This is a genomic window from Lyngbya sp. CCY1209 (assembly GCF_055795065.1).
Window position 1 is genome coordinate 1 of sequence record NZ_JAYFER010000246.1, and the last position, 21,472, is coordinate 21,472.

The window sequence follows — 21,472 nt, forward strand, 5'->3', positions numbered from 1 at the left end:
ATATTCAAAACGGAGCATCGGGCATCTTGCCTGTGGATTCAGATCCGATCCCCTCATTTAAGATGAAACAGCCCAGTAGGTTGGGTTGAACGCAGTGAAACCCAACTGCTGGGGTGCGGATGTTGAAGCGGATGTAGCGGATGGGTGGTTGGTGGGACAACTTAAATCAAACGGTCCACTACACCCCACACCCCACACCCCACACCCTAATTTAGCAGTGAAACCCAACACCAATATCTCGATGTTGGGTTTCGTTCGGATACCCAACCTACTTATTGACTCACTATAACTGACCGACTTTAAAAATTTGGTTTGCCGTCAACTTCAAGCCTGAAAATGTGGGTGAGACAATCCGATCATCGCCGCTGAACTGCTGAATTTGATACTCACCCTCAATCAGTTGATAAATAGAGATTCTTGGTTCTTTAGGATTGCCCAAAAAATTTCGTCCACCTAATGCCGCATAATCTACAATCCAATACTCAGCAATTCCCAGTTCTTCATAGTCTGCTCGTTTTTTAAAATAGTCATCACGCCAGTTAGTGCTGACCACTTCGACAATGAGCTTAACGGATTGGGCTTGGGTAATGATAGACTCACTAGCCCAACGGGGTTCGGTCGCAATCGCCTCTTGATCGATAACAATTATATCAGGCTCATATCCCGATCGCCCGTCACTCGATCTGACAATCGATTCTCTGGGAATCATCCATAGACCTCGTTTACCCATTTGAATAATGGTAAGGATTAATTCTTCCATCAGAAATCCTGTTACCGTTGAGTGTTCGCCTCTGGGTTTTGGCATTTTAAGAACAGTTCCATCATGTAGCTCATAGCGTTCCCCAGTGTTGGGATACTGAGCAACAAAGTCATCAAATGTAGTGATTTGTGTTAATGCTTGAGTCATGTCAGTTGGGGGCAGCGATCGCAAAAAAAGTGCGGTTCATTAATATTATAGTACGATCTGCGGCTGGCGAACGGAAATACACCCGAGAACTTATCAAGTTATTGAACGGTTCGACCACAGTGATGGCGATCGCCAATCGGAAAAATTCGACATCGAAAACATTCACGATATCTATAGCGATCGGAAACCATTTGTAAATTGTCCGGCCCCCAAACCCCCAATACTGGGGGCTCTGAGCTGACAATTTTTCACGAATCGTTTCACATGGCTATACAAATACGGCGATCGCCTCAAAGCCACCGTCCAACATTACGAAACCAAATTCTAGATTTCGCAAAGGAAAAAAACAGTTTTTTCCTCCCACTCATCTGAAACTCTCCCCTCACCGGAGAGAAGCCACCCGATTTCCGATGGCAACCTCAACGGTGCCAGAATCGGGGATAAAAGAGCGATCGCGGCTGCGGTTATTGGCGGATGTCACCACGAACATCAGCACCATAATTAACAAGATGCCGATAACGAATGCGATCGCGTTTCCGTCTTCCGTGTCGTTAAGATTGCGATCGAAGTGGCACCACAGACAATGATAGTGATTGCTGGCTTTTTCGACCAGACACCGTTTGCCGCACTTGGGACATTCCAAGGTTTCCTTGACATTCATCAGGCGGGGATCTTCGGTTTGGTAGACGTGCATCGCTTCTCTCCTCTTCTGGCTTGACTCCAGAATAATTTGGGGGGATAACCCCAATGCAAACCCACCCCCCAACCCCCCTACACCTCCCGAAAATTAGGGAGTAAACTGAGTTTGGGGTGCGACATCCCCCAAGGGATACCCCAAACTTTTTTTCTGCGAGTTCGAGTCATCCGCCATGCCGAAACCCACCTACGGCCCCGCCGTCAAAACCCGTTGCCTGCAGTTGTTAGCCGATTTACTCCGCTACACCAACGACGAATTGGAAGATTGCCAGATTTCCCAACTCAACTGTCGCTGGGAAGATGCAGAACCCCTGCAGCCAAAATTGATTGTCAAAGCCAAATTGCGATCGCTCGTCAGTTTGACCCAATTCACCGGCAAAACCCTCACCAAAACCCAAATTCGCGAAGCCCTCAAACGCTGGCAGGATTTCCTCAATATCCTCGAAGATCATCGCGTCAACCAGCGCGGTTCCGACCAGTGGTATTTTACCCTCACCCTGTGGTCAAAAGTCAACATCGACCAAAACCTAAAACAGGCCGAAGCCCGCTGGGAACGGCGGCGCGGGGAACCGTCTCCGCCGCCCCCCGAAATTATATCCGTTATTCCGGTATCGGAAACCGAACCCACAACCGAACCCACCCCGCCGGAAACCCGAAATTCTCCCTGTCGTGCGGCGGAGTTGGCGGAACAATTGCGGCGGTGGTTCGACACCCTGGGCTATCGATTTGAAACCCACGAAATTTGGCAACCCAGCTATTTTGAATGGTTAATTAATGTCCCCGTTTGGCGCAGTCGATATATCCGCATTTTAGTCCGGGGCGTGGCGGGAGAAGTGGGGCTTTTGGACGTGCGGGCGCTGCGAGATTCCGTCCGGCAACAACAGGCGGACGAGGGGTGGTTGGTGACGACCCGACGCATCGCCCGAGTCGCCCGGGATGAGGTGGCGAAGCCGGAAAATCAAAATTTGGGCTGCTATACATTCGACGAATTGTTAGATCAGGATGCCGATTTCAGCCGCTATTTAATTTGGCTGCAACAGGAAATTCAACAGCGAGAAATCGATCGCAAATATGTCCCCCTCGCCTGCACGAAAGAGGAATTTGACCCGACGACGGGCCAGCGCATCGGCGTGAGTCGTTACGACGAACGGGACGGTTGGATCGACGGTTATATCGACCTGTGGTTGCACGACCCCGCCAAAAAACATATTTCGATTTTGGGCGAGTTTGGGACGGGTAAAACCTGGTTCGCCTTTCATTACGCTTGGCGGGCGTTGCAGCGCTATCAAGAAGCCCGAGAACGGGGCATCGATCGCCCCCGATTGCCTTTGGTAATCCCCCTGCGGGACTACGCCAAAGCGGTCAGCGTCGAATCATTATTTTCGGAATTTTTCTTTCGCAAACACGAGATACCCATCCCCGGATATTCCGCCTTTGAACAGTTGAACCGGATGGGGAAACTGCTGCTAATTTTTGACGGCTTCGACGAGATGGCGGCGCGGGTCGATCGCCAACAAATGATCAACAATTTTTGGGAGCTGGCGAAGGCGGTCGTGCCGGGGGCGAAGGTGATTTTAACGTGCCGGACGGAGCATTTCCCGGAGGCGAAAGAAGGGCGGCGGCTGTTGAATGCAGAATTGCAAGCGTCGGTTGCCAACCTGACGGGAGAACCGCCCCAATTTGAAGTGCTGGAACTGGAAAAATTTGGCAACGAACAGATCCGACAAGTTTTATCCTACCACGCCCAGCCGGAAACGGTCAAGCAGGTGATGGAAAATCAGCAATTGTTGGATTTGGCACGCCGTCCGGTGATGGTGGAATTGATTGTGGAGGCGTTGCCGGATATCGAAGCGGGAAAACCGATTGATATTTCGCGGATTTATTTCTACGCGATCGGTCGCAAAATGGAGCGGGATATCAAGACGGAACGGACGTTTACATCGATGGCAGATAAGCTGTATTTTTTGTGCGAATTGTCCTGGGAAATGCTGTCGAGCGATCGCATGAGTTTGAACTATCGGGAATTCCCAGATCGCATCCGTCGCTGTTTCGGGGAAGCCGTCCAAGAACAGAAGGATCTCGACCATTGGCACTACGACATGATGGGACAAACCATGCTAATTCGCAATGAGTTTGGCGACTATTATCCGGCCCACCGTTCGCTGTTGGAATTTTTTGTAGCCTATAAATTAGCGGCAGAATTGAATATTTTAGCCCCCGATTTTGCCGAAATTGGCGATCTGTCTCGATTCAATCAGAATAACGACTGGTACGATATTTTTGGAAAAGCACCCCTCACCAAAGCGGTCATCGATCTGATTTTGCCGATGATAGAAACCGGTCAAAATACCAAAAATAAACTCTTGGATATTATCAAATGGACGAAGAATAAATCCAGAGATGTGGCGGGATTTGCGGGGGGAAATGCGGTGACGTTACTGGTGAAACTCGATCCGTTTGTATTGGAATATCAAGATTTGAGTTTTGCGATGATTTTAGGGGGAGATTTCACCAAAGCCAGTTTGCGATCGGTCGATTTCACGGGGGCGACTTTGGAGGAGTGCATTTTTACGAAAGTTTTGGGGTTTGTTTGGTCAGTCGTTTTCAGTCCGGATAACAAACTTTTGGCGACGGGGGACAGCGATTGTATCGTGCATTTGTGGGATACCGCCACCGGCAAAGAAGTGTTAAATCTTCAAGGTCACACGAACCGCATTTATTCGGTTGCGTTCAGTCCGGACGGCAAATATTTAGCCAGTGGAAGTGCGGATCGCACGGTGAAAATTTGGGACATTAAAACGGGTGAATGTCGGCAAACGTTGCGGGGTCATCTCGACGGTTTGCATTCGGTTTCATTTAGTCCTTCCGGAAAAATTTTGGCGAGTGCCGGTTTCGATTGTCGGATCAAATTTTGGGATATTGAAACGGGAGAATGTTGGAGAAGCTGGCAAGGACATGAATCGGGAATTTGGTCGATTAATTTTTCCCATTCCGGACAACTACTCGTGAGTGGCAGTGGTGGAAGACATGAAAAAACTGTCAAAATTTGGGATGTCAAAACCGGGAAATGTATCCAAAATTTAGAAGGACATGACGATCAGATTCGTTATGTCATGTTTACTCCTGACGACCGATTGATTGTCAGTGGAAGTCGAGACGGAACGATCCAATTTTGGCAGGTCGAAACGGGGGAATGTATTCAAACGATATTCCAACCGGATATGGGTTGGAGGTGCGCGATCGCACTGTCGCCCCAAGGAGATGCGATCGCGATGGGGACGGATGGCGGAATCATTAAGTTGTTGGATATTAAAACGGGTCAATTCTTCAAAAGATTATCCGGACACACTCGATTGGTGACTTCCCTATCCTTTGGCAAAAATGGCACGACCTTGGCAAGTGGAGGAAGCGACCAGACGATCAAGTTATGGGATATTGCAACCGAACAGTGTTTGATTGATTTGCAAGGCGTCAGCGATTGGATTACCCATGTCAACTTTCATCCAAATGGGACGATAATTGCCAGCGGGACGGATGATGGAATCGTCAAATTTTGGGATCTGAAAACTGACCGATGCATTCAGATTTTAAACGAACATACTCACAGCATCGGTTCGCTGGTTTTTAGTCCCTCCGGAAACAAGTTGGCAACCGGCAGTGAAGATCAGAGGATCAAAATCTGGGATTTCCAAACGGGCAACTGTCTGACCACCCTATCGGGCCACAATGATTACGTTGACCGGGTAGATTTTGTGGAATCCGAAGATCGACTGGTTAGCGGGAGTAAAGATGGTACGGTAAAAGTCTGGGATTTAGCCTCCGGAAACTGTTTGCAAACGATTCAATATTCACCTTATTTTCGCCTCAAATTCGTCGCCACCAATTTATCGAATCGACTCGTGGGAATTGGCCGGGCAGATCAAGGTATTTTTATCATCGATCTGACCTCGGGCGACCGCGTTGAAATTGCCCAGCTAGAATCTAAATACTATACATCTTCCATGTCTCTGAACCGTGATAAAATTCATTTGGCTTTGGGTGATTCTCTGGGAAAAGTGAAAATTTATAATCTCCAGAGTGGGACGCGGGTTGACGTTTTTGAGGGACACGGAGATTCGGTCAATTCAGTCCATTTCAACCACGCCGGAAACCTGCTGGCGAGTGGAAGTGCCGATCATACCGTCCGAATCTGGGATATTCAAACGGGGGAGTGCATCCGCATTTTATCCGGACATACCAACCCGGTCTTTTCCGTCGCCTGGAGTCCCGACGATCGCACCCTGATCAGCGGCAGCAGCGATCGCAGTATCAAAGTTTGGGATGTGGGAACGGATCGCTGTTTGAAAACGTTAAGCGATCGCCTCTGTGAAGGCTTGAAAATTACGGACGTCAAAGGATTGTCAGATTATCAAATTTCTACTTTCAAAGTTCTCGGCGCGGTCAATTGAACTCAAAGTTCCCTTTTTTAAGAAGCGATCGCGATACCGCGATCGGCGATGGTGGACGTTCCCCCCCACGATTTCCGCGATCGCTTTGATCACATTATCGATCGCCGTCTAAATAGTGTTGAGAAAAACGATCGCGGCGGACTCGATATCAGAGCGCCAACAAAACGCTGACAATAATGAGAATCACCAAAGCCAACCCGACCGGGTTCTGGCGGATCGAGCGACTCAAGGAGTGCGGAAATCCCTCCTGGATGGCTGGTGCCGGGGGAGGGAGAATGGGTTCAGTGCGATCGTGGTAGAGGGTACATTCCCGGGCGTGGGGGCGCTTCGGATAATTGCAAGTATCATCCTCGTGATACAAACAGGTGGAACAGAGAAATTCCTCACCCGTGGCACGATGTAACGGGATGCCGGGATGGCCGAACGCTTTGAGCTCATATTTGCAGTAGGGACAAGCGATCGCCCGGGGATCGACAGATTGATGACAGCGGGGACATTCTGACATGGCGTGAGAATTGAATCCGGATGTTAAGTTCGAGTTGAACCCGATCGGCGCGAAAATAGTAGTGCCGCAGGGCTGCGATCTCAAGTTTAGCCAAATACTCAAAAACCTATGGATGACCAAAATTTACTCAAACAGCTTCTGATGCTCGGCATCGGCACCACCTCCCTGGTGGCCGAGAAATTGCAGGAAGTGACCGATCAATGGGTGCGGGAAGGAACCATCAATCCCGAAGATGGCAAGCGCTTTATCGACGACATGATGGAGCGGCTCAAAATGGACCAGCAAAGTCTCGAAGAGTTGATGCAGCGGCAGGTGCGGAACATGATGCAGGATATGGGGGTGCCCCGGCAGGCGGAACTCGACGAGTTGCGGGGACGCCTGGACCGGTTGGAACGCCAGCTTCGAGATTTGGAAAATCGCAACTGGCGCTAGGGACGCCGACCGGCCAAGTGCTCCGGTCGGGGGAGTCGGGGGTACAATCGACCTGTCCTGTACCGCTGAGGCTGACTGCGATGAACTCACAAGCAAGCAAACGCCCTCTTTACCTCACCGGCTCCCACAAAGTGACCGTCACTCGAAAGACCGTCCGCATCGGCGAATATTTGTACAAAACCTCGGACATCTTCGGTTTCGGCGTCGTTACCGTCAACCTTTCCCGGTCCCACCGCGAATCGGACAAGCCCACTTTGACGAAGTATTTGATCGCCTTCGCCCTCTTGCTGTTGAGCACCCTGATGCTGTTCTTGAGGCGGTGGTATTCCGTGATTCTGGGATTGATTCTCTTTTCGATGTCCGTTGCTTTCCCATTTTTCGAGGTCGGCGATGCCGCCAAGAAAATGGTGCACGGACTCCGAATATTTACCCCCTCCGGCGTCGATCCGATTCTCATCTCGGAAGATGTCCGCGGCTTGCGGGAGGTATTAAATCGGCTGCAAGAATTTATCGAAGGGGACGCTTTGCGACCGTTCGCGTTCGTCGTTGACGAGTACAAAACGCGCATCCTCCCCGGGCGGCTCATCCCGGAATTTCCCACGGAAGACGACGATATCTACTACGAAGCGACCAAACAAAATATCTCGCCCCCCGACCCCAGCGATCGCCCGTAGCGGTCCGTGGGGGAGTCGGGGGGAAAGCACTCGAAAACCACCGCGCCACCGGCCGACGAATTGATGGCCATTTAACAATCAAGTCTCAGAACCCCATTCGGAATGGGGAGGCGGAATGATTGGACCCGATTTCAAATCGTCATTTTTGATAATAGAACGCGATTTCTTTGTCCTTGAGGGGGGCAAAACCCGCCGCTTCCAACATCCGGTTGAGTTCGTTCTGGGGGATGTGCTTCGCCCCGATGCGGACGATACGCGATCGCATCGTATTGCTCACCCCGCTACGCTGGCGCTGGGCTTCTAACCCCATCACATTGTTGTAGAGTTCCAGCTTTTCGGGCGGAATCGGACTCCCGTCCAAATCGCGTCCTTGGGCGATCGCGGCATCGACGGCATCGGCTCCTGTATTGGCAGAATTTGAAGTCATCAGAATTAGAATTTCAATATTTGATCACCATCGTATCACTGAAGTCCCCCTTTTTAAGGGGAATAATGGTAGCTCCTCGACCGTCGGATGGGTAGAAAAGCGCCATTATTATCAACGATTTAAGGCTCAAAAATGGCACCCCGGCGGATCAAATCTTGCTTGACTTCCTCGGACAATCCGGCGTCGTGCCAGAGTCGAGCCTGTTTGACAACTGCCCCGGTCAAATCCGCCCCCGCCAAGTTCGTGAGGGCCAAACCCGCCTGGTGCAAATCGGCATTTTTGAGGCTCGCGCCGCTGAGGTCCGCGTCGCTGAGATTGCAATTGCTCAGATTCGCCTCGCTCAAATTGACGCGGCTCAAATCCGCCCCGCTCAAGTTCGCCAAAGCCAGACTCGCCCGGTGCAAATTCGCGCCGCCCAAATTGGCGTCGCTCAACAGCGCCCCGCTCAAATCCGCCCCGCTCAGGTTCGCCTCCCGCAAGTCGGCGCCGCTGAGGTCCGCGTCGCTCAAATCCACGCCCCGCAGGTAGGCTTTTCGCAGGTTCGCGCCGCTGAAATCCGAGTTGCTCAGGTGGGTTCCCAACAGTCGGGCACCGGCGAAGTCGGAGGCGGGATTCAACCCCGCCAGTTCCGCCAACTCCAAAAAATTGTCGGTGTTGGCATCGACAACCGCCCGGACCGTCCCTTGCAGTTCGGAAAAATTGCAACCCTCGGCGGCGGCTTTTTGGGTCAGGGCTTGCAGTTCTTCGACGCTTTGATAGGGTCCCCCAACCGAGGGAGTTTCCGTTTGTAAATCTTGCGATCGCAGCCACAGCAACAGTTTCCGCTCCAAAATCGCGAGTCGGTTGGGGCTGATATTTTGCGGCCAAAGTGCTTCAAAACCAGTCATATGATTCAATCGATATTATCAATGGAGGGGTGTGGGGTGTGGGGTGTGGGGTGTGGGGATTGTAGGGGCGCAAGGCTTGCGCCCTGATTTGAGATTTTAGATTCTTCCCGGCTTCCGGTTCCCGACTCCCATCCCTTTTCCCTATTTATCATTTTCCTCAAAAATTGCGCCCTTTTGTATCAAATCTGGTTTGACCCGGCGGGAAATGCCGATCGCCCCCGTGAAATCGACGTTGGCGACGATCGCATCCTGCAACTCGGAACGGCTGAAATCGGCTTCTTTCAGGGTCGCCCCGCTGAAGTCCGCCCCGCTGAGGTCGGCATAATTGAGGTTCGCCCCCCGCAGGTTCGCCCCCCGCAGGTTGGCGGCGGGTAAATAGGCGCTCGTCAGGTCGGCTTCCGTCAGGTCCGCTTCCGTGAGGTCGGCGCGGGGGAGTTTGGTTCGCAGGTCGGCGCGGCGCAGGTTCGCCCCCCGCAAATTGGCATCCCGCAGGTTAGCGTTGCAAAGAATGGCGCCACTGAGGTCGGCGTTTTGGAAGTTGGCGCGGCTGAGGTCGGCGAGGGTGAAATCCGCTTCCCGCAAGACCGCCCCGGCAAAGTTGGCCCCCACCAGGTCGGCATCCCGGAAGTCAAATCCGCTCAGATCTTGCCCCGCCAGGTCTTCCAAGGGGTCTAAACCGACATTTTTGACAATTGTCATCAATTCGGCGTGACCCGCCTCCTGAAGCCACTGGCGGGCGATCGCCCACTGTTGTTCCCGGCAGTCGGCCACCTGTTCGCCATCCTGCAGATATTCGTAGGCGACTCGCAGGCGGTCGAGGGCCTCGATCTGATGGGTGCGATCGCCTACTTCTGTCGCGATCGCCAATTGTCCCCGGTAGCAGTCGATCGCCTCGGGGAGCTCGTCGGCCGCGTCGTGGGCGATTCCCAAACTGCCCAAAGCGTACTCCTCCGCCCAGCGATCTTGCAATTCCCGGGCGACGGTCAGGCAGTCTTTTCGATATCGAATGGCATCAAAATATTGACCCTTATTGTAATAAAAATTACCCAAATTTGTCAAGGCGTTGAGCTGCCCTTTCGGGTCGCCGATCTCCCTGGCGATGTCCAGATGTTGTTGATAACAGGCGATCGCCCGCTCATCCTCCGAAAGCGCCGCGTAAGCCACCCCCAAATTCCCCAACGTCGCCCCTTCCCGTTTGCGATCGCCCATTTCCCGATACATTTCCAAGGCTTCCTGCCACGACCCCAGCGCCGCGTCAATCTCCCCTTTCTGAAACTGAGAAACACCCTGTTTAAATCGTTGGTTCGCTATGTCTGACATTGTTATTAGAGGCAAGAGGCAAGAGGCAAGAGGCAAGAGGCAAGAGAAACAATCGAAAATTGTTAATTGTTAATTATTAATTTTTAATTGTCATTGGATTCCCTCGATCTCATCTTCCGTCAGATTATACAACTGTCGCAACTTCTGCAATTTCTCCTCCTCCGGTTCCCAAAACCCCCGGCCGTGGGCCTCCAGCATCCGGCCGACGATATTCCGAAACGCTTCCGGGTTCGCCCGCCGCAGCCGTTCCGCCATTGTCTCATCTAAAGCGTAGGTTTCGCAGGCCTGATCGTAAACCCAACCGTCGCGAAAATCGGCAGTCCCCCCCCAACCCATCAACGCCGTCATCCGCTGGGAAATCTCGTAGGCGCCGCCGCTTCCCTGGTCCGCCATCGCCCCGGCCCACTTGGGATTGAGCAATTTCGTCCGATATTCCATCCGCAGCAGGTCTTCGAGTTTGCGGGGGGTGGTATCTTTGGAGAAACTTTCCACGAAATCGGCGCCGACGGTCCGGCCCCGCCGCAATTCCGCCGCCTTTTTGAGTCCTCCGGTGTTGGCGTAATATTCCTGGATGTCGGTGAGGCCGTATTCCACCGAGTCGATTTCCTGGACAATGCGATCGGTGGTCTGCAATAATTGTTCCATCACCTCCGGTCTAGTCGCAGAGCGATCGCGGCGTCCGTAACTGAAACGATTTCGACTCGTCCAGGTGTCCGCCAACTCTTCCCCGGTGTCCCAATTTCCGTCCACGACGCGATCGTTGACCATCGATCCGAAATCCCCCGCCGGGTTGGAAAATAACCGGGCCGTGGGGTTGTCAATGCCGCGCGATCGCAATTCCTGGGCGTGTTTGCGGATGTAGTTTTGGTCTTCCGGTTCCTCCGCTTCCGCCGCCCTCACAAATAAATCATCCAACAATTCGATAATATTCACGAAACTATCCCGGAAAATTCCCGACAAATTTCCCAATACATCGATGCGGGGATGTCCGACATCTTCCAACGGTTTCAACCCGTAGCGGACGATCCGCCCCGTCCCTTCTTTAACGGGTTCCGCCCCCACCAATTCTAACAAAATCCCCAAGGATTCACCCCGAGTTTTAATCGCGTCCAACCCCCACAACATCACCGCCACGGTTTCCGGATAAGTGCCATTTTCTTTTAAATTTTGTTCGATAATTTTTTTGCCGATTTCCCGCCCCCGTTCGTAGGCTGCCGGGGAGGGCATCCGGTAGGGATCGAGGGCGTGAATATTTCGCCCCGTCGGCAATACACCCGGCCCGTCCCGCAGCAAGTCCCCGCCCGGTGCAGGGGGGATATATTCCCCGTTCAACCCCCGCAACAGGTTCGACAATTCTTCGGTATTTTGATTCAGTAATTCTCGGATTTTTTCCGCCTCTTCTTGATGTTCGGGACTGCCGTTATTGTCTCCAAAATATGCCGTCAAATAGGATTCCATCTGTTCCCCGTCCGGCGGTTCTCCCAAAGTGTGCAACCCGGAAGAAAAGAGCCGCTGTTCCAAAACTTGCAGGTAATCGTAAATTTCGATAAAGTAGCGGTGCAGGACTTCGACGCTGAACATCCGGGCGGTTTCGCGATCGAACCCCATCCCCAACTTTTTGCCTTCTTTAAACGGACAATCTGCCTCCAATCCCAAATCGATAATTTTTTGAGAAATAGACTCTTGCAATGTGGAATTCTTTTGCGGATCTTCCCGATACTCTGCGATCAAATCCCGCAAATTCACCAACTCCTTATACAACCCAGCGCGGCTGTAGGGGGGGACGTTGTGGGAAATTAACACCCCATACCCCCGCCGTTTCGCCAGAATCGACTCCGAGGGGTTGTTGGCGGCGTAGATATACAGATTCGGGAGATTTCCCAACAAAATATCCGACCAAGAATAGCCCGTATTTCCCAGGGGAGAACCGGGCAACCATTCAACCGTCCCGTGCATCCCGAAATGGACGATCGCATCGGCTTGGAAATCATTTTGCAGCCACTTGTAAAAGGCGGCGTACTGGGGATGGGGCGTCAGATCCCGCTCGAACATCAACCGCATCGGGTCCCCGGAAACTCCCAGCGGCGGCTGCACGCCGATCCAAATATTCCCCAGTTCCACGCCACCGATCGCAAATTTTTCTCCCAAAGTTTTAATCCCCGTTTCGGTCAAATTTTTCCACTGTTTCTCAATCCGGCTGGTGAGGAGATATCCCAACCATTTTTCTAAACTTTTGACATCGACTTTGGTATAATTATCATTGAGACTAATACTCTCGTCCGCCTGTTTAACTCGGGCGATCAATTCTTCCCCCGTCTCCGGCAGTTCACCCACGCTGTAACCCTCCGCTTTCAAAGCCTGGAGGAACTTCAACAAACTGCGAGGAACGTTCAACAGTGCCGCCGTCCCCGTCGCCCCATAACCCGGAGGGAAACCGTAGAGAATGACGGCAATTTTGCGATCGCGCTTCGCAGTCCGCCGCAATTTTATCCAACTTTCGATCCGCCCCGTCAGCCGTTTCACCCGTTCCGGAATCAGATAAATATCCTCCCCCACCAAACCCCCCAAAGGCACGGTATCGATCGCCCCGTCCAATTCCGGGAGGGCGTAAAGCACCACACTTTGCAGCCCTCCAATACCCTGACGAGTCCAGGAATAAATATCCTGAATCAACAGCGGTGCAGCAATCAAATAAGGGATATTTTTTGCAGTGAGAATTTTTTTGGCAATTTCCACCTGCCGTCCGGCCTCCATCGACCCCGCCGGCCCCCCCACCAAAGGAAACCCGATCGTGGAAGCGATCGCATCCACCTCCACCGCATCTTCCGACAGAGAAGGCGTCTCAATCATCCCCTTTTGACGACGTTCCATTTCATAACCCGTCGTCATCCAATCCCGAACCGCGACATGACCTTCCACACCATTAATAAAAATCGGCAACGGAATCAACCCCGCCCCTTCAAACTGCCGAATCAATTGGGGAATATAAGGCTGCTTAGTAATAACGTGCTTCCGATACAAAAGAATCCCCACCACCGGCCGATCGCCCTCTCTGTGTCCCTCTGTGTCTCTGTGGTTCAATTCCCCCAACCGTTCCCGATACCAATCCAAATACTCCCGAGGCGAAACAAAATACCCCTCAAAATCCGGGTGAAGCAATCCCATATTCGGCGTTTCCAGCGGAGGCGGAATCTCCCCAACGCCGAGGTCGAGATATTTTTGAGCGATCGTCCAAAACATCGCCGCCACATTATCCGATCCCCCAGCGTTCCAATAACCGTAAATAATCAGCCAGTTACGGAGATCTTGAACTTTTTGAACCGGGACGAATTTCAACAATTTCGGGCCCGTTTTTAAAAAGCTGATATACCCGGCGAGTTTATCCTCTTCCCGGCCGCTGGAGAATTTGCTGAGAATAAATTTGACAGGTTTCGGCATCCCTTTGGGTTTGTCGCCGATTTTGAAGGCCCCGATTTGGGTGAGGGCCATCAATTCCAAAGCGGACTCGAAGACGAGGCGGACGGGAATCCCCCGGACTCGTTCTTTTAGCCACAAAACTTGGTCGTAGTCGAAAATGAGGCTGGCGAAGAAGACATCGGCGTCGTCTAGGGCGGCTTCGACGGCCCCGGGGTCCTCGGTCAGGGCGCGATCGCTGAATACGCGGATATCGAGCTCCGGACAGTGGCGTTTCGCCACCTCGGCGGCTTGGCGGTAGAGGTCAGCGTTGAAGGACTCAAATCCTGCGATCAGAACGATGCGTTTCATAGCCGGATGCTCGCAAATTCGGGGATACTGATATTGTAGGATAAGTCTCATCTTTAGTAGCACAGGCATCCTGCCTGTAACAAGCTAGAAGCTTGTGCTACGCGATTCTGAACGGGAAATTTTTAGATGGTGGAAACTGCCGGCGGGTGCGAAATCGTTGACCTTTCGATTGTCGTTCCCTGCTATAACGAAGAAGACAATATCGATGATTTGTTGGGGCGGCTGATCTCGGTTCTCGATCGCCTGGGGATGACCTACGAAATTGTCTGCGTAAATGATGGCAGCCGGGACCATACCCTCAAGCACTTGGTCGATTTTTGCCATTTTAATGATAACATAAAAGTGGTCAATTTGTCCAGAAATTTTGGCAAAGAAATCGCCCTGACGGCGGGGTTGGATTACGCGGCGGGGCGGGCGGTAATTCCCATCGATGCCGACCTGCAAGATCCGCCGGAATTGATCGGAGAAATGGTCGAGAAGTGGCGGGAGGGGTACGACGTTGTTTATGCAAAGAGGCGATCGCGATCGGGGGAAACGCGGGTCAAAAAAATGACGGCGATCGCCTTTTATCGGGTCATGCAAAAATTGACGCCGGTTGACATTCCCCGGGATACCGGAGACTTTCGGCTGATGGATCGGCGGGTGGTGGAGGCGTTGAAAGAACTCCCGGAAACCCACCGATTTATGAAGGGGTTATTCGCCTGGGTGGGATTCCGACAGACGGCGATCGAATACGACCGATCGCCCCGCCATCAAGGACAGACAAAATGGAATTATTGGAAACTGTGGAATTTCGCGATCGAGGGGATCACATCTTTCAGCGCCCTGCCCTTGAAAGTGTGGAGTTACATGGGATTGGTGATCTCGTTTTTCGCGTTGATTTACGCGGCTTTTTTGGTGCTCAGGACGTTGATTTTCGGCATCGACGTTCCCGGCTATGCCTCGTTGATGGTGGCGATCCTATTTTTGGGGGGAGTTCAGTTGATCAGTTTGGGGGTAATCGGGGAATATTTGGGAAGAATTTATGCGGAGGTGAAGCGGCGGCCGTTATACTTGGTACGGGATTGTTATGGGTTCGGGGAGAGGGAGAAAAAACCGCCGAGACACGGAGGATACTGAGAATTAAAGAGGGAGTCGGGAGTCGGGAGTCGGGAGTCGGGAATTTTTCATTTTTCATTTTCCCTTCAATCCCGGGCGATCGCCAATGTAAACGACATCTGACAGCCGCCGCTGGGGAGATTTTCCGCCCAAATGTGACCACCGTGTTGGTTGATAATTTGGCGGCAGATGGTGAGTCCTAAACCCGTGCCCCCCTTCTGGCGGGAGTCGGAGGCGTCCACCTGGCGGAAGGGTTCAAAGATGTGTTCGAGGAGGTGGGGGGGGATGCCGCGGCCGCGATCGCGGACCCGGATCGAAACCTTCTCCTCCTCGGGCAGAACTTCCGCCAGCAGGGTGATCCGGCTTTGGGGTGGGGAAAATTTGATGGCGTTGCTGAGGAGATTGGTGAGCACTTGCAGGATGCGATCGCCGTCGGCCCACACCCGCAGGGGTCGGGGCGATGCCGGCATCGGGGCGATTTCCAATTCCACCCGGGCTTCCTGGGCTATCGTCTGCATCGTCTTCACCGCCTGGGTGAATAAAGCCGGCAGCGAATGGGATTTGAACTCATATTCCACCCGGCCGGATTCCAACCGTTGAACGTCCAACAAATCGTCGATCAGGCGGCCGAGGCGGTCGGTATTTCGGATGGCAATTTTGAGCATTTCCCAGAGTTGGGAGGAGAGTTCGCCGAGTCTCCCCGACGCCATCAATCCCAGGGAGGCCCGCATGGAGGTGAGGGGGGTCCTCAACTCGTGGCTGACGACGGATAGAAATTCATTTTTCATCTGTTCCACCGCCCTGCGTTCGGTGATATCTTTGAAGGTGAGAACTGCCCCCAAATTCACCCGTTTTTGGTGGACGGGGGTGTAGACGTAATCCACCGGAAATTGAGAGCCATCCCGGCGGCGAAAATCGCTTTGGCGGGCAATTTCCCCCGACTCCAGGGGTTCGCAAACTAACGGATTTCGGGTCAAAAGCGGATCGCGATCGCCCCCGGAGGTGCAGACGATCTCCCCCAGGAATTTTCCGGTCAATTCGGAAATTTCGTACCCCAACATTTGCGCCGCCGCCGGGTTCGTGAAGGCGATGCGATCTTCCAAATCCAACCCGCAAATTCCCTCCCCCGCCGTGTTGAGAATGGCGATCATCTGAGAGTGAAGTCGCTCCAATTCCAACTCCGCCCGCTTGCGATCGCTGATGTCGAAAATCGCCCCGTCCAAATACAGCAAATTGTCGTTCTCGTCCCAAAATCCCTGCCCTTTTTCGTAGACCCAGCGGATGCTCCCATCGGCAGCGACCAGGCGGTATTCAAAAATGTAGGGCTGGCGGCGGGCGAGGGCAATTTCGACCAGAGGCCGGATGATGTCCAGGTCTTCGGGGTGGGTGATATCCCCCAACGTGACGGGTTCGGGGGCGAAGAACTGGTCGGCTTCATACCCGGCGATCGCTTCAATTTCGTCGCTGACGTAAACCGCCTTCCAGGGCGCGTCCGGCAGGCAACGATAAATGGCGCCGGGTAAATTGGAAACCAAACTTCGGAACCGCTTTTCACTTTCTCGCAGGGCGACTTCGGCTTGGTGGCGATCGCTCACGTCGAGCACCAGGGACAGGATCGACACCAATTCCCCGGCGGAATTTCTCAAAACGGAATTGTACCACTCGCAGGCGATCGCCGACCCGTCGCGGGTGTAGTGGCGAATCTGCATCGAGTAGCTCGGAACCATTATGTCGAACATCTGTTCGATCGCCGTTTCGACGACCGGGAGATCGCCCTCCCAAACAAAAGTCCAGTCCCGCCAGTGGCGGCCCACCACCTCCTCGCTCCGCCAGCCGAACACCGCTTCGGCCCGTTTTGACCAGTACCGGACCCGCAATTCCCGGTCCCATTCGACCACCGCCAGGGGGGAATTGTTGACGTGAAACGAGAGCCGCTGGTGGGCCTGTTGCAGGGCCTCTTCCGCTTCGTGACGCTGGGTGATGTCGCGGTCGATGCCGATCAACCCCGAGGGATTTCCGTCCCGGTCCTTGACCAGGGAGATCGCCGTGTCGGCCCAGAACCCAGAACCGTCCCGGCGATACTGTCGGTACTGCCCCCGCCAATATCCGGTTTCCAAAACCCGCCGGATGCGATCGCTCTCCGCTTCCCGGCTGTGGGACTTGGCGACCAGCTCCGCGATCGGCCGCCCGATCGCCTCGGAGGCCCGATATCCGTACAGGGCTTGAGCCCCCTTGCTCCAGTAGCGGACGCGACCCTCGAGATCCGTCGCCACCACGGACTCCCGCACGTTGTCCAAAAGCTGGGCCTGAAACCGCAACTGTTCCTCGGCCCGCCGCTGTTCCGTCACGTCCCGCAGGGAGAGGACGTAGGCGGGGCGTCCATCCCACTCCGTTTCCGCCGCGCTCATTTCTCCGATGCCCCGTTCTCCGCCGGGGCGGGTAATGTCCAGGGTGGCGATCTGTCCGACCTCCACCGCCATTCCCAGGGGCTGGCCGATCAGCTCGGAAAGGGGGCGGTTCAACAGTCGGGTGGCGGCGGGGTTGGCAAATTGCACCCGCCCGGGGCCGTTGTCCCCCCCGGAGTCGTCGCGGACGACGATCAGCAGTCCGTCGGAGGTGCTGTTGACGATGGTGCTGAGTCTCGCTTCGCTCTCCCAAAGCTGTATCTCCACTAATTTTTGGGGGGTGATATCCAAGATCGTCCCGAAAATGCGGGTCACTCGCCCCGTTTCATCCCGGATCGGTTTGCCCCGGATCAAAACGTAGCGGATTTCTCCGCCGGGCCGCAGCAGTCGGTGTTCAAATTCGACGGGTTGTCCTCGGGCCGTCAACTGTCCGAGTTGCCCTTCCCAGGCCGGCCGGTCGCGGGGGTCGATGCGAGTTTTGAGATCTTCGAGGCTCAGGGGTTCGGTGGGGCGATCGAAGCCCCAAATCCGAAAGGTTTCCTCGGAGCCGGTGTAGGTTTGGGTGTCGCAGTGCAGCTCCCAAAAGCCGACGTGGGCGATTTCCTGGGCTTCGGTGAGCTGGGCCCGCTCCCGCTCCAGGGCGATCTGAGCCTGTTTGCGGTGGGTGATGTCCCGGTAGGAGCTGAGAAACCAAATCCCGTTTTCGTGGGGCAGGAGGGCGGTGGAGACGAGCAGGGTTTTGGGGGTGCCGTCTTGGGCCCGGATGGTGGTTTCGACGTTTTGAATTTTCCCCGTTTGGCGGACTCGCTCCAGGTTGGCCAAGGCCGCGTCGCGATCGCCGGGGTCGGGATAGAGCCGGGACATAAACCCCTCGGGCGGGTTGACTTCCGAGGCCCGGTAGCCCGTGATTTCTTCCATTTTGCGGTTGAAAATCCCGAAATTCCCGCGTTCGTCGCTGAGGGTCAGCCCTTCCCCGACGGTTTCGATGATGGTGAGCAGGCGGCGGGCGAGGTTCTGGATGGCGCCCTCGGTCTGCTGGCGTTCGGCCAATTCCACCTGCAATTTTCGGTACAGGTCCCCCTGTTTGAGGGCGATGCTCACCTGGGTGGAGAGTTGTCGCAGGAGTTCGACCTCGAAGGGTTCCCAGACCCGGGGGGCGGCGCAACTTTGGGCGACCAACAGCCCCCAGAGTTGCGGGGGGATGACGCGATCGCCGGTTTCCGAGAGGTCCGGGGTCGGGCTTTCCCGGAGGATGGGGACGACGAGGTTGCCCCGGACTTCAAATTGACTCAGTAATTCGACGTAGCAGGGGGCGAAGCCGGCGGCGCGGATATCGGGGACGGCGCTGATTTGGCCCCGGGCGTAGGGTTCGATGCAGGTTTCGGTGACGAGGCAGCCGTCGAAGATGGTCCGCCCCAGCATGGGGGTCCACTCCGGGCCGACGGATTCGACGATGACCACCCCGCTGCCGTCCCGGTTGAAGCGGTAAATGACGACGCGGTCGGTGTCGAGGAATTGGCAGACGTCGGCGACGGTGGCGTTGAGGATTTCTTCGGGGTCGAGGGATTCGCGGATGTGGCGGGCGATCGCGGACAGGATTCGCTCCCGTTCGAGTCCCTGTTGGAGGGCGAGTTCGGCTTGTCGGATCTGGGCGTCGTTGCTGCTGGTCTGCCGTTCCCAAACCAGCAGCAACCGGGGATTTTCGGCGGATGGGGTCGGGTTCCGCAAGTTGGCGGTGACGGGACACAATTCGCCGTTTCCCAGGCGGATGTGGTGTTCGCGGGCGATCGCGATCGGGGAATTCCGGCTTTCGTCCAGGGCCGCGGACAGGATGGAGCGTTCTGAGGCCGGAATCAGCGAAAAAATTGATTCTCCCTCCAGAGCGTCGCGGGGATAACCGAGGGATGAAACGGCAAAGTCGTTGGCTGAGGCGATCGCGCCCTGAGTATCTAGAATTAAGACGATCGCGGGGAGATGTGTTAAGATTTCCGGTGCTGAAATCTTTTCGATCTCTGGCTCGAAACTGGAGCTCGGTTCTGATGTCATCCTCTCCATACTCGCCCGGTCGCGTGCTTACTAATCTACTATGATATCAATCCATTTTAAAATAGATTAGTTGGCTCTCAACTCGGGGGAGAGTCGCCGCTTCGGCAACCGTCAGCTCGAATCGCCTTTCCGTGGCCTAGCCCGCGTGGGTGTCAGTCCGACCGCGCCGGCCAATTCTGTCGAGATTTCAAAAATGAGAGATACTACGATCGCTTTGAAGTCCGGTCGATCCGCGATCGAGTTAGGCAAAAACGACTTCAACCGGTGAGTTATCCGGGGCCACAAGCGCACTGAGGGGCGCCGGAAACTGGCTCGCGTGCTTCTGGAGGCTCATCAGAAAAGACAGGTTGGGCATTTCTTGATGGCAGTGTTGGCAATACCAGTAAATTCGGTTGTGTTCGATATGTCGCAACAGGGGCGACCCGCAACAAGGGCAAGCATCCATGATTTCTAACTCCGCATCTATCTGAAGACTGGTTAAGACTGGTTAAGAACAGGCATTTCTTAAATCGATTTCACTTAGTCTAACGAAGCTTTGTGAATAACTCGTGAAGCTCCGATCATTTTTTTCAATTCCGAATTTCGTGGCGGGGGCGTTACAAGTTGATATGAAGTAATGTTAATTACCCCCCGCCGGTGGCCGCCAATTTGGTAAAGCGTTGATACTTACGGGATTGACCATTGTGCCGAGTTTATACAAATATTAAGTTGGGGGAGGCGATCGCCCCCGGCGGATGGCGGTTCGATTTCGACGGGCGATCGTTTATTTGTGTCGCCGATTATGATATAATTCTTTTCCCCTATTCTATGAAAAATAACGGTCAATGTCAAGACGGGTAAAATATTTGGAATATTTACGGCAAAAATTGACTCCTCCCAAACCCCATCCACATGGGCCGATCGCCCTCGATTTATTCGCGGGATGCGGCGGGTTATCCTTGGGATTTGAAGCGGCGGGTTTTCAAACCGTCGGCTATGAAATGCTGCCCGATGCCGTCGCCACCTACCGCCGCAACCTGCACGGAGAGTGCCACCGTCAGACCTTGGAAATCGGACAGAATTTGTGCGATCATGCCGATATCATCATCGGCGGTCCCCCCTGCCAACCCTTCAGCGTCGGCGGCCTGCAGTCGGGGCCGCGAGACTCCCGCGACGGCTTTCCGATTTTCCTGGATGCGATCGAACGATATCAACCCCAAATCGCACTCTTTGAAAACGTGCGGGGAATGCTTTACAAAAATCGGCAATATCTGGAGAAAATTGTCGGGGAACTTGAAATTCTCAATTATCGGGTCGAAGTCAAACTTTTGAATGCTGTCAATTATGGCGTACCACAAAAGCGAGAACGACTGTTTGTCGTCGCCTATCGGACGGCTTGGCAGTGGCCGAAAGGGGAGACGGCGGGCCGTCCGTATACCGCCGGAGATGCGATCGCGGATACGGCACATACCATCCCGGAAAATCCCAAATTTTTAACCCAAAATATGCTAGAATATATCGCCCGCTACGAGGCGAAATCCCAGTGCGTCAAACCCAGAGATGTTCACCTCGACATCCCCTGCCGAACCGTTACCTGCCGCAACTTGGCCGGCGCCACCAGCGATATGTTGCGGGTGTTGTTGCCGGACGGCCGGAGGCGACGTCTCACCGTCCGCGAGGGGGCGAGGTTGCAAAGTTTTCCCGACTGGTTCGAGTTTTGCGGTTCGGAAAATTCCCAATTCAATCAGGTGGGAAATGCGGTGCCACCGCTGTTGGCACAAGCGATCGCAGAATCGGCTAAAATGGCGTTGGAGGGAGGAGAGGAGGGGAGAGGGAACCACAGAGGCACAGAGGACACAGAGAGGCGTTGTTTGTATTTGGAT

The 21,472-nt window shown here is 54.0% G+C and carries 13 protein-coding genes; 5 read left to right on the top strand and 8 right to left on the bottom strand.

The features are described from left to right. Window positions 1-283 precede the first annotated feature (283 nt). Window positions 284-907, bottom strand: a complete 624-nt coding sequence (locus AC0QHF_RS06535) for a Uma2 family endonuclease (RefSeq protein ID WP_324703387.1) — start codon at window positions 905-907, stop codon at window positions 284-286. Window positions 908-1,289: 382 nt separating this feature from the next. Next, a complete protein-coding gene (locus tag AC0QHF_RS06540) occupies window positions 1,290-1,601 on the bottom strand; it encodes a C1 domain-containing protein (protein WP_324703388.1) in 312 nt (103 codons plus the stop codon). A 175-nt stretch (window positions 1,602-1,776) separates the two neighbouring features. On the opposite strand from AC0QHF_RS06540, the gene AC0QHF_RS06545 reads away from it, so the two are divergent. Next, window positions 1,777-6,051, top strand: a complete 4,275-nt coding sequence (locus AC0QHF_RS06545; RefSeq protein ID WP_324703389.1) for a WD40 domain-containing protein — start codon at window positions 1,777-1,779, stop codon at window positions 6,049-6,051. A gap of 148 nt (window positions 6,052-6,199) precedes the next feature. Here AC0QHF_RS06545 and AC0QHF_RS06550 read toward each other — a convergent pair whose 3' ends face one another. Continuing rightward, window positions 6,200-6,556 (bottom strand): zinc ribbon domain-containing protein, encoded by a 357-nt coding sequence (locus AC0QHF_RS06550; RefSeq protein ID WP_324703390.1) that lies wholly within the window; start codon window positions 6,554-6,556, stop codon window positions 6,200-6,202. 108 nt (window positions 6,557-6,664) lie between these two features. Between AC0QHF_RS06550 and AC0QHF_RS06555 the strand changes: the two genes are divergently transcribed. Together AC0QHF_RS06555 and AC0QHF_RS06560 are read left to right on the top strand one after the other, a co-directional pair. After that, window positions 6,665-6,988 carry a phasin family protein gene (locus AC0QHF_RS06555; protein ID WP_324703391.1) on the top strand — a complete coding sequence of 108 codons (324 nt, stop codon included), beginning with the start codon at window positions 6,665-6,667 and terminating at the stop codon, window positions 6,986-6,988. 80 nt (window positions 6,989-7,068) lie between these two features. Further along, entirely contained in the window at window positions 7,069-7,662 is a 594-nt protein-coding gene (locus AC0QHF_RS06560) for a hypothetical protein (RefSeq protein ID WP_324703392.1), read from the top strand. A gap of 139 nt (window positions 7,663-7,801) precedes the next feature. On the opposite strand, the gene AC0QHF_RS06565 is transcribed toward AC0QHF_RS06560, so the two are convergent. The 4 genes from AC0QHF_RS06565 to bchH all read right to left on the bottom strand — a co-directional run bounded on the left by AC0QHF_RS06565 (window position 7,802) and on the right by bchH (window position 14,061). Next, window positions 7,802-8,089, bottom strand: coding sequence for a small RNA NsiR4-regulated ssr1528 family protein (locus tag AC0QHF_RS06565; RefSeq protein WP_324703393.1), 288 nt, complete (start codon window positions 8,087-8,089; stop codon window positions 7,802-7,804). A gap of 119 nt (window positions 8,090-8,208) precedes the next feature. Next, window positions 8,209-8,976 carry a pentapeptide repeat-containing protein gene (locus AC0QHF_RS06570; protein ID WP_324703394.1) on the bottom strand — a complete coding sequence of 256 codons (768 nt, stop codon included), beginning with the start codon at window positions 8,974-8,976 and terminating at the stop codon, window positions 8,209-8,211. Between the two features lie 141 nt (window positions 8,977-9,117). Beyond that, window positions 9,118-10,296: a pentapeptide repeat-containing protein gene (locus AC0QHF_RS06575; RefSeq protein WP_324703395.1), complete on the bottom strand. Its 1,179-nt coding sequence runs from the start codon at window positions 10,294-10,296 to the stop codon at window positions 9,118-9,120. 90 nt (window positions 10,297-10,386) lie between these two features. Then, a complete protein-coding gene (gene bchH, locus AC0QHF_RS06580) occupies window positions 10,387-14,061 on the bottom strand; it encodes a magnesium chelatase subunit H (RefSeq protein WP_324703396.1) in 3,675 nt (1,224 codons plus the stop codon). Window positions 14,062-14,187: 126 nt separating this feature from the next. On the opposite strand from bchH, the gene AC0QHF_RS06585 reads away from it, so the two are divergent. After that, window positions 14,188-15,180, top strand: coding sequence for a glycosyltransferase family 2 protein (locus tag AC0QHF_RS06585; protein WP_324703397.1), 993 nt, complete (start codon window positions 14,188-14,190; stop codon window positions 15,178-15,180). Window positions 15,181-15,245: 65 nt separating this feature from the next. Here AC0QHF_RS06585 and AC0QHF_RS06590 read toward each other — a convergent pair whose 3' ends face one another. Beyond that, on the bottom strand, window positions 15,246-19,610 hold the full coding sequence (locus tag AC0QHF_RS06590) for a PAS domain S-box protein (protein ID WP_324703398.1): 4,365 nt from the start codon (window positions 19,608-19,610) through the stop codon (window positions 15,246-15,248). Window positions 19,611-20,434: 824 nt separating this feature from the next. On the opposite strand from AC0QHF_RS06590, the gene AC0QHF_RS06595 reads away from it, so the two are divergent. Then, window positions 20,435-21,472 (top strand): DNA cytosine methyltransferase (locus AC0QHF_RS06595; RefSeq protein ID WP_324703399.1); only part of this gene is annotated, 1,038 nt, incomplete at its 3' end.